At 68.0% G+C, this 9,119-nt stretch carries 9 protein-coding genes and 1 tRNA gene; 3 read left to right on the forward strand and 7 right to left on the reverse strand.

The window, feature by feature from the left end; all coding sequences use genetic code 11:
• Positions 1-72: 72 nt before the first annotated feature.
• The 7 genes from AB4Z01_RS29325 to AB4Z01_RS29355 all read right to left on the reverse strand — a co-directional run bounded on the left by AB4Z01_RS29325 (position 73) and on the right by AB4Z01_RS29355 (position 7,238).
• A complete protein-coding gene (locus AB4Z01_RS29325) occupies positions 73-1,116 on the reverse strand; it encodes an extracellular solute-binding protein (protein ID WP_441699657.1) in 1,044 nt (347 codons plus the stop codon).
• Positions 1,117-1,131: 15 nt separating this feature from the next.
• The gene (locus AB4Z01_RS29330; protein ID WP_441699644.1) at positions 1,132-1,914 is read right to left on the reverse strand and encodes an ABC transporter permease; all 783 of its coding nucleotides are present in this window, start codon (positions 1,912-1,914) and stop codon (positions 1,132-1,134) included.
• The gene (locus AB4Z01_RS29335; RefSeq protein ID WP_441699645.1) at positions 1,911-2,801 is read right to left on the reverse strand and encodes an ABC transporter permease; all 891 of its coding nucleotides are present in this window, start codon (positions 2,799-2,801) and stop codon (positions 1,911-1,913) included. Before AB4Z01_RS29335 ends, AB4Z01_RS29330 begins: the two co-directional genes overlap by 4 nt.
• Before the next feature lie 8 nt (positions 2,802-2,809).
• On the reverse strand, positions 2,810-3,838 hold the full coding sequence (locus tag AB4Z01_RS29340; protein ID WP_441699646.1) for an ABC transporter ATP-binding protein: 1,029 nt from the start codon (positions 3,836-3,838) through the stop codon (positions 2,810-2,812).
• A gap of 238 nt (positions 3,839-4,076) precedes the next feature.
• Positions 4,077-5,489, reverse strand: coding sequence for a type I glutamate--ammonia ligase (gene glnA, locus AB4Z01_RS29345; protein ID WP_441699648.1), 1,413 nt, complete (start codon positions 5,487-5,489; stop codon positions 4,077-4,079).
• A gap of 76 nt (positions 5,490-5,565) precedes the next feature.
• Entirely contained in the window at positions 5,566-5,904 is a 339-nt protein-coding gene (locus AB4Z01_RS29350) for a P-II family nitrogen regulator (RefSeq protein WP_034832554.1), read from the reverse strand.
• A 167-nt stretch (positions 5,905-6,071) separates the two neighbouring features.
• Complete coding sequence (locus AB4Z01_RS29355; RefSeq protein WP_441699650.1) at positions 6,072-7,238, reverse strand: pyridoxal phosphate-dependent aminotransferase; 1,167 nt, start codon at positions 7,236-7,238, stop codon at positions 6,072-6,074.
• A gap of 148 nt (positions 7,239-7,386) precedes the next feature.
• Between AB4Z01_RS29355 and AB4Z01_RS29360 the strand changes: the two genes are divergently transcribed.
• The 3 genes from AB4Z01_RS29360 to AB4Z01_RS29370 form a co-directional block, all read left to right on the forward strand.
• Positions 7,387-7,462, forward strand: a tRNA-His gene (locus AB4Z01_RS29360).
• A 57-nt stretch (positions 7,463-7,519) separates the two neighbouring features.
• Positions 7,520-8,305, forward strand: a complete 786-nt coding sequence (locus AB4Z01_RS29365; protein WP_441699651.1) for an HpcH/HpaI aldolase family protein — start codon at positions 7,520-7,522, stop codon at positions 8,303-8,305.
• The coding region (locus AB4Z01_RS29370; RefSeq protein ID WP_441699652.1) for an NAD(P)H-hydrate epimerase at positions 8,305-9,119 on the forward strand (815 nt) is incomplete at its 3' end. The genes AB4Z01_RS29365 and AB4Z01_RS29370, both read left to right, overlap by 1 nt.

Here is a 9,119-nt window from a genome sequence, read left to right on the forward strand (position 1 = left end):
CTCAACCTCTCTGTTGTCGTCGGATTATGATGCTGCGCCCCGCCGACATTCGGGACGACGGTCCGGCCGCGCTCAGGATTTGAGGCGGGTCCAGACCCGGTCGCGCAGCTCGACCGAGGCGGGGGAGCAGTTCTTGGCCGGCCGCAGCCGGCTGGCATCCTCCGGCGGCATGTTGATCGCCGGGTCGGCGCTCAGCGCCTTGTCCATGAAGGGTTCGGAGCCCTTGATCGCGTTCATGTAGGTGGTGAAATTGCTGGCGGCGGCGATGTTCTCCGGCTTCAGCATCCAGGCGATGAAGGTCTTGGCGTTCTCCGGGTTCTTGGCGTCCTTCGGCACCACCAGATTGTCGGCCCAGAGGCTCAGGCCCTCCTTCGGATAGACGAAGACCGCGCTCGGCCGCTGCAGCTTGGTGCGGTGCGCGGCACCGTTCCACTGCATGTGGGCGACGACCTCGCCGGCGGCCATGCGGTCGACCGACCCGTCGGAGTTGTAGAGCGCGACCGCCGGTTTCTGCGCCTCCAGCAGCTTGAAGATCTTGCCGGCATCCTCGCTGCTCTCGGTGCAGCGGTCGATGCCGAGATAATAGGCGGCCGCGTTGAACACCTCGACCGAGTCGTTCATCATCGCCAGCTTGCCCTTGAACGGGCCGTCCGGGTTGAAGATCGACCACCAGCTGTCGTCGACCGGGCCCTGCACCTTGGCGCTGTCATAGGTGAAGCCGGTGGTGCCCCACATGTAGGGCGCGGAGTATTTCCGCTCCGGGTCGTACCAGGGTTTGTCGTGCGGGGCGATAACGGCGCCGAAGCCGGGCATGGCGGCGGCGTCGATCTCCTGCAGCAGGCCCTGCTTGACCATGATGTCGACCATGTAGTCGGACGGCACCACCACATCGTAGCTGGCGCCGCCGGCCTGCATCTTGGCCAGCAGGGTCTCGTTCGAATCGTAGACGTCGAGCGTGACCTTGATCCCGGTCTCGGCCTCGAACTTCTTCAGCAGTTCGGGCGGGGTGTAGTTGGTCCAGTTGAACAGGAACAGGTCGCCGGCCGCCCAGGCGGCTTGGCCGGTCAGCAGGGCCGCGGCGAAGGCGGCGGCCAGGCAAGTGCGTCGGATTGGAATTTCGAGCCTCCCTTGTTAGCTCCGTGCCCGGCCAACCACCCAGGACAGGGCGACGAAGACGATCGAGATCAGCAGCATCAGCGCGGAGATGGCGTTGACCTCCGGCGTCACCCCGATGCGGATCATGCCGTAGATGTAGATCGGCAGGGTGGTCGCCCCGGCGCCGGAGACGAAGAAGGTGATGACGAAATCGTCGAGCGAGATGATGAAGGCCAGCATCAGCCCGGACAGGATGCCGGGCCACAGCAGCGGCAGCGTCACCCGGCGGAAGGCCCGCCAGGGCGTGGCGTAGAGGTCGGATGCGGCCTCGCCCAGGCTGGCATCCATCCCCTCCAGCCGGGCCCGGATCGGCAGATAGGCGAAGGGGATGCAGAACACCACATGAGCCAGGATGATGGTGAACAGGCCCAGCGGCAGGGCGACGGCGGTGAAGAACAGCAGCGTCGCGACCGCGGTCACCACCTCCGGCACCACCAGCGGCAGGGCGATCAGGGCGCTGACGGCGGCCTGGCCGCGAAAGCGCCGGCGGGCCATGCCGATCGCCGCCGGGATCGCCATCACGGTCGCGACCACCGACGACACCGACGCGACGATCAGCGAGTTCTTCGCCGCCCGCAGGATGTCCGGGTTGTTCAGCACCACGCCGAACCAGCGCAGGCTGAACCCGCCCCAGATCGTCGCCGAGCTGCCGGCGTTGAAGGCCAGCACCAGCAGCACCACGATCGGGATGTAGAGATAGGCGAAGAAGGCCCAGGCGGCGGCGCGGACGCCGGGGAATCGCCGCAGGTTGCTGCTCATTTCGCCACCTGCGGCGCGCCGCGGAAGCGCATCAGGTACAGCATCATCGCCAGCAGAACCACGGCCAGCAGGGCGAAGGACAAGGCGGCGCCGAACGGCCAGTTGCGGGCTGAGCCGAACTGGTTCTGGATCAGGTTGCCGATCATCATCGACTTCGACCCGCCCAGCAGGTCGGGCGTGACATAAGCTCCGAGGCAGGGGATGAACACCAGGATGGCGCCGGCGGCGATGCCCGGCATGGCCAGCGGGATGACGATCCGGCGCAGCGCCCGCCATTTGTCGGCGCCGAGGTCGTAGGCGGCCTCCACCAGCCGGAAATCCAGCTTCTCCAGGCTGGAATAGATCGGCAGCACCATGAAGGGCAGGAAGGAGTAGGTCAGGCCGATGGCGATCGCCGTCTCGGTGTACATCAGGTTCAGCGACCCGGTGGTCAGCCCCAGCCCCTGCAGCGCCGAATCGAGCAGCCCGCCGGAGCGCAGCATCAGGATCCAGGCGTAGTTGCGTACCAGCAGGTTGGTCCAGAACGGGATGGTGACCAGGAAGATCAGCAGGTTGCGCCGCGGCGGCGGCTGCATCGCGATGTGCAGCGCGGTCGGGAAGCCGATCAGCACGCACAGCACCGTGGTCAGCAGCGACAGCCAGACCGAGCGCAGCAGGATCTGGGCATAGGCCGGGTTCCAGATCAGGCTGTCGTCGAAGTCGCGCTCGTACAGGAAGCGGAGATAGGCGTCGGTGGAGAAGGTGTTCCACTGCACCCCGCCGAACGGGCCGCGCTCGGCGACCGAGACGACCGCCATGATCGCCAGCGGGACGATGAAGAAGACCAGGATGAAGCCGACTGGGACCCCGATCAGGCTTAGGGTCTTCAGCGAGTTGCCGCGTGCCATCGTGGCCCTCAATCGGCCAGGGCGTGGCCGGCGCCGGCCGGCACCGCGATGCCGACCCGGTCGCCGGGCTGGAAGCTCTGCGGCGCCCCGGTCCGGTTCTGCAGCCGGGCGGTGACCAACGCCCCGTCCTCGGCCAGGCGGATGTGATAGGTGGTGTCGGTGCCGACATAGACCACCGTCTCCACCGTCCCGGCCAGGCCGTCGGGGCCGGGCTCGGCGGACAGAAGGATGCGCTCCGGCCGCACCGCCAGGGTGGCGCCGTCGGCGCAGCCGAGGCGGGCGGCGAGGGGGCCGTCGAAGAAGTTGGTCTCGCCGATGAAATGGGCGACGAAGCGCCGTTCGGGCCGGTCGTAGATATCGCGCGGGCCGCCGATCTGCAGGATCTCGCCCTGGCTCATCACCGCGATCCGGTCCGACATCGTCAGCGCCTCCTCCTGGTCGTGAGTGACGAAGATGAAGGTGATGCCGGTCTCGGTCTGCAGCCGCTTCAGCTCGATCTGCATCTCCTTGCGCAGCTTGAGGTCGAGGGCCGACAGCGGCTCGTCCAGCAGCAGCACCTGCGGCTCGCTGGCCAGCGCCCGGGCCAGGGCGACGCGCTGCTGCTGGCCGCCGGACAGCTGCGCCGGCTTGCGGTGCTCCATCCCGCCCAGCTTGACCAGGGCGATCATCTCGGCGACGCGGGCATCGGCCCGGGCCCGGTCGACGCCCTTCATCTCCAGGCCGAAGCGGATGTTGTCGCGCACCGTCATGTGCGGGAACAGGGCGTAGCTCTGGAACACCGTGTTCACCGGCCGCTTGTGCGGCGGCAGCCCCTCGATCGGCTTGCCGTGCAGCAGGATGTGGCCGCTGGTCGGCTCCTCGAAGCCGGCGATCATGCGCAGCAGGGTGGTCTTGCCGCAACCGGAGGGCCCGAGAAGGGTGAAGAACTCGTTGTCCCGGATCTGGACCGAGACGCCGCTCAGGGCCCGGACCGCCCCGCTCTGTTCGCTGCCGAACACCTTGGTCACGTCGACAACGTCGATTGCCGTCCCTGTCAAGATGGCCTCGTTTCTTGTTGCGGCAGGGCGCGAGACCTCTGGGGCGGACCGTCGGGGACCCCTGGCGGCACCGCGCCTGGCCGGCCGGGCCCCTGTGGTTTCCCGCTTCCGGCCGCTGCGCTGCTGACAACGATATCAGCAGGTGCCGCGAGCAATCGCAAGCCTATCCCGCCTGCCATTTGCGCAAGAAAAAACCCCGCCGTCGCCGGCGGGGTTCTTTCGGTCGAAACTGGTCCGATCAGACCGAGTAGTACATCTGGAACTCGATCGGGTGCGGGGTGTGCTCGAAGGCGTACACCTCTTCCCACTTCAGCTCGAGATAGGCCTCGATCATGTCCTTGCTGAACACGTCGCCCTTCAGCAGGAAGGCGTGGTCGGCCTCGAGCGCCAGCAGCGCCTCGCGCAGCGAGCCGCAGACGGTCGGGACGTTCTTCAGCTCTTCCGGCGGCAGGTCGTACAGGTTCTTGTCCATCGCCTCGCCCGGATGGATCTTGTTCTGGATGCCGTCCAGGCCGGCCATCAGCATGGCCGAGAAGGCGAGGTAGGGGTTGGCGGTCGGATCCGGGAACCGCACCTCGACGCGCTTGCCCTTCGGCGAGGAGACGTAGGGGATGCGGCAGGAGGCCGAGCGGTTGCGGGCCGAATAGGCCAGCAGCACCGGCGCCTCGAAGCCCGGGATCAGGCGTTTGTAGCTGTTGGTCGACGGGTTGGTCAGGGCGTTCAGCGCCTTGGCGTGCTTGATGATGCCACCGATGTAGTACAGCGCGGTGTCCGACAGGTCGGCATAGCCCGAGCCGGCGAAGGTCGGCTTGCCTTCCTTCCAGATCGACTGGTGGACATGCATGCCCGAGCCGTTGTCGCCCTTGACCGGCTTCGGCATGAAGGTCGCGCTCTTGCCGTAAGCGTCGGCGACGTTGTGCACGACGTATTTGAACATCTGCAGCGCGTCGGCGCTCTTGATCAGGGTCTCGAACTTGATGCCCAGCTCATGCTGCGACGCGGCGACCTCGTGGTGGTGCTTCTCGACCGTCACGCCCATCTCGGCCAGGGTCGTCAGCATCTCGGCGCGCAGGTCGTGCGCGGCGTCCAGCGGCGGCACCGGGAAGTAGCCGCCCTTCGGCTGCACGCGGTGGCCGCGGTTGCCGTCCGGATAGACCTTGCCGGTGTTCTCCGACGCGTCCTCGCTGTCGAGGTAGTAGAACGCCGAGGTGTTGTTCTGCTGGTAGCGAACGTCGTCGAAGATGAAGAATTYGGCCTCGGGGCCGAAATAGGCGGTGTCGCCGATGCCGAGCGACGCCATGTAGCGCTCCGCCGACTTGGCGATCGAACGCGGGTCACGGCTGTAGGGCTGGCCGGTGGCCGGCTCCAGGATGTCGCAGGTGATGTTCAGCTGCGCCTGGGCGGCGAAGGGGTCCATGACCGCGGTGTCGACGTCCGGCATCAGGATCATGTCGGATTCGTTGATCGCCTTCCAGCCGGAGATCGACGAGCCGTCGAACATGACGCCGTCCGTCAGCATGTCCTCGTCCACCGTCGAGACGTGCTGGCTGACGTGATGCACCTTCCCGCGGAAATCGGTGAAGCGGAAGTCGACGTATTTGACGTCGTTCTCTTTGATCAGGTCGAGGACCTTGGTCACACCATCGGCCATGATGTCTTTTTTCCTGTGTTCGGACTGTGTTTGCGTTTCTTGAGAGGCGTTCTTGGGCGGCTCGCAGGGCCGACGCTCAGATGGCGTCGGCGCCCTTCTCTCCGGTGCGGATGCGGATGACTTCCTCCACCGGGGTGACGAAGATTTTACCGTCACCGATCCGGCCGGTCTGGGCAGCCTGCTGGATGGCCTCGATCGCACGTTCGACCAGGGCATCCTCCATGACCACCTCGACCTTCACCTTGGGCAGGAAGTCGACCACGTATTCCGCGCCGCGATACAGCTCGGTGTGGCCCTTCTGGCGGCCGAAGCCCTTCGCCTCGGTGACCGTGATGCCCTTGATCCCGACCTCGTGAAGGGCCTCCTTCACCTCGTCGAGCTTGAAGGGCTTGATGATGGCTTCGACTTTCTTCATGGGTTCGGAACCGTTCCCTGGATCGTTTGCGCGCCACCGCCGGGTGCGGAACGCTCTCGCCGAGATGTGAAGCAAGCCCCGTGCCAGTCGCCGACTCCGCGTCGGTGACCGGGACGAACGGGGGCTTGCTTATAATTTAGGCATAGTGCTGCTTCTTTGGGCTTCGATCAAGTCAGGGCGGCCGCCATGCGGTCCACGGCCTGGCGGATGGCGTCGACGCTGTTGGCGTAGGACAGGCGCAGGAAGCCTTCGCCCATGGCGCCGAAGCTGGTGCCGGCGATGGTGGCGACGCCAAACTCCTCCAACAGCCGGGTCTGCAGCGCCTTGGCCGACAGGCCGGTGCCGCTGATGTTGGGGAAGGCGTAGAAGGCGCCGCCCGGCTCGACGCAGCGGACGCCGGGCAACCGATTCAGTGAGTCGACCACCACCCGCCGGCGCTCGGCGAAGGCGGCGCACATCGTGTCGACCGCGTCCTGCGGTCCCTGCAGGGCGGCGATGCCGGCATATTGGGCGGCGGCGTTGACGCAGGAGTGGGAGTTGACGGCCAGCCGCGTCGCGCCTTCACGCAGCGCCTTCGGCCACACGCTCCAGCCCAGCCGCCAGCCGGTCATGGCATAGGTCTTGGACCAGCCGTCCAGCAGGATCACCCGGTCGCGCAGGGCGGGGTAGGAGAGGAAGCAGCTGTGCTCGGCGCCATCATAGAGGATGCGGCTGTAGATCTCGTCGCTCAGCACCGCGACATGCGGGTGCCGCTCCAGCCCTGCCGCGAGGCGGTCCAGCTCGGCCTTCGGCACCAGGCCGCCGGTCGGGTTGGCCGGGCTGTTGATGATCAGCAGGCGGGTGCGCGGCGTGATCTGGGCCAGCACCTCCTCGGCGGAGAAGGCGAATCCGTTCTCCTCGCGCAGCCGCACCGGCACGGGCGTCGCCCCGGTGAAGCGGATGGCCGATTCGTAGATCGGGAATCCGGGGTTGGGGTACAGGATCTCGGTCCCGGGCTCGCCGAACATCAGGATGGCGAACCACATCGTCACCTTGCCGCCCGGCATGATCACGACGTCGTCCGGGTCGACCGTGACGCCGCGCCGGGCCTCCAGGTCGTCGGCCACCGCCCGGCGCAGCGCCGGGATGCCGCCGGCCGGGGTGTAGCCGTGATGGCCGTCGCGCAGCGCCTTCACCGCCGCCTCGACGATGTGGTCGGGGGTGCGGAAATCGGGTTGGCCGATGCCGAGATTGATGATGTCGCGGCCCTGCGCCGCCAGCGCCTGGGCCCGCGCCAGCACGTCGAACGCGGTCTCGGTGCCGAGATTGGCCATGGCGGCCGACTGGATGAGCATCTGCCTAACCTGCTGAGTTGTGTCGCAGCGGACTATGGCGTCCCGGAGGGCCGCGGTCATGCCCCGCTGCGCCCTTGATCGGTGGGAATGCGTCTTGCGCTTGACGTCGAAGCGACGATGGCTCATATGAGCCGCCGCAAATGCTGTGGCGGCCATAGCTCAGCTGGTAGAGCACTCGGTTGTGGTCCGAGATGTCGCGGGTTCGAGCCCCGTTGGTCGCCCCATTTCCCTCCCTGCCATCCTCTGATACGCCTGTCTCCACCGCATCGGAGGAGGCTGCCTTGTATCGACCGAACGCCGCGAAACGGAAGCTGCGGGCGGGCGAGCCCGTCTATGGCTGCTGGCAGGGCATCGGCCATTCGCTGATCACCGAGTTGCTCGGCCTCGCCGGCTACGACATCGTGCTGCTCGACCACGAGCATGGGCCGGCTTCCGTCGCCGATGCGGTGCCCAGCCTGCAGGCCCTGGCGGGCACCCCGGCCACCGGCATCGTCCGCATGCCCTGGAACGACCCGGTCTATGCCAAGCGCATCCTCGACATCGGCGCCGAGGGCGTGATGGTGCCGCAGGTCAATTCGAAGGAAGAGGCGGAGGCCGCGGTCGCCGCCTGCCGCTATCCGCCGACAGGCATCCGCGGCGTCGCCTATGGCATCGCCCGCGGCGCCGATTTCGGCCTGGCGCCCGATTACCAGCAGACCATCACCGACAACCTGCTGATCCTGTGCCAGATCGAAACCCGGCAGGCGGTGGAGGCGATTCCCGAAATCGCCGCGGTCGACGGTGTCGACGGGCTGTTCATCGGCCCCTGGGACCTGTCCGGCAGCCTCGGCAAGCTCGGCCGCTTCGACGATCCGGAGGTGCGCGACACGATTCGCAAGGCCGAGCGCGCGATCCAGGACAGCGGCAAATGGCTCGGCTCGCTGCCCTCGCTCGGCCGCTCGCCGGCCGAGATGGTGCGGGACGGCTGCTGCATCGTCATCGGCCCTGCCGAGATCACCCTGCTGCGCGACGCCGCCCGGGCCGATATCGCCGCCTTCAAGGAGGCGGTCGGGAAGATCGCGCGGTGATGCTCTCGGACCTCGCCCTGCTGACCGCGGCGGAGATGGCCGAAGCCGACCGCCGCACCATCGCCGCCGGCACGCCCGGCATCGTGCTGATGGAGCGGGCAGGGGCGGCGGTGGCGCGGGCGATCCGCGCCCGCTGGTCGCCGCGGCCGGTCGCGGTGTTGTGCGGCCCCGGCAACAATGGCGGCGACGGCTGGGTCATCGCCCGGCTGCTGGCGGAGCGGGGCTGGCCGGTGCGGCTGGCCTCGCTGGCCCCGGTCAAGGCGCTGCGCGGCGACGCGGCCGAGGCGGCGGCAAGTTGGCAGGGCAGGGTGGAAGCGCCGACGCGAGCCGTGCTGGACGGCGCGGGCCTCATCGTCGACAGCCTGTTCGGCGCCGGGCTCAACCGGGCGCCGGAGGGCAAGGCCGCGGCCCTGATCGAGGCGGTCGCGGGCTCCGGCGTGCCGGTGGTCGCGGTCGACGTGCCCAGCGGGCTGTTCGGCGATGACGGCTCGGCTCCCGGGCCAGTGGCGCCGGCCGCCCTGACCGTCACTTTCTTCCGCCGCAAGCCTGGCCACCTGCTCTTGCCCGGCCGCACCCTCTGTGGCGAGACTCGGGTGGCCGATATCGGCATCGACGCCGCGGTGCTCGACGCCATCGGGCCCCGGCTGCACGAGAACGGCCCGGCGCTGTGGCGCGCCGCCCTGCCGCACGCCGCGCCGGCGCAGCACAAATACGACCGTGGCCACCCGCTGATCCTCGCCGGCGGCAGCCTGACCGGCGCGGCCCGGCTGGCGGCACGGGCGACCCGGCGGGTCGGCGCCGGCCTGCTGACCGT

It is taken from the genome of Inquilinus sp. YAF38 (genome assembly GCF_052113205.1).
In the GTDB taxonomy this organism is placed as follows: domain Bacteria; phylum Pseudomonadota; class Alphaproteobacteria; order DSM-16000; family Inquilinaceae; genus Inquilinus.

Excerpts from the sequence above, each read along its gene's own strand:
- AB4Z01_RS29330 (WP_441699644.1), bottom strand. The coding sequence starts at position 1,914 with ATGAGCAGCAACCTGCGGCGATTCCCCGGCGTCCGCGCCGCCGCCTGG.
- AB4Z01_RS29335 (WP_441699645.1), bottom strand. The coding sequence starts at position 2,801 with ATGGCACGCGGCAACTCGCTGAAGACCCTAAGCCTGATCGGGGTCCCA.
- AB4Z01_RS29350 (WP_034832554.1), bottom strand. The coding sequence starts at position 5,904 with ATGAAGAAAGTCGAAGCCATCATCAAGCCCTTCAAGCTCGACGAGGTG.
- AB4Z01_RS29355 (WP_441699650.1), bottom strand. The coding sequence starts at position 7,238 with ATGCTCATCCAGTCGGCCGCCATGGCCAATCTCGGCACCGAGACCGCG.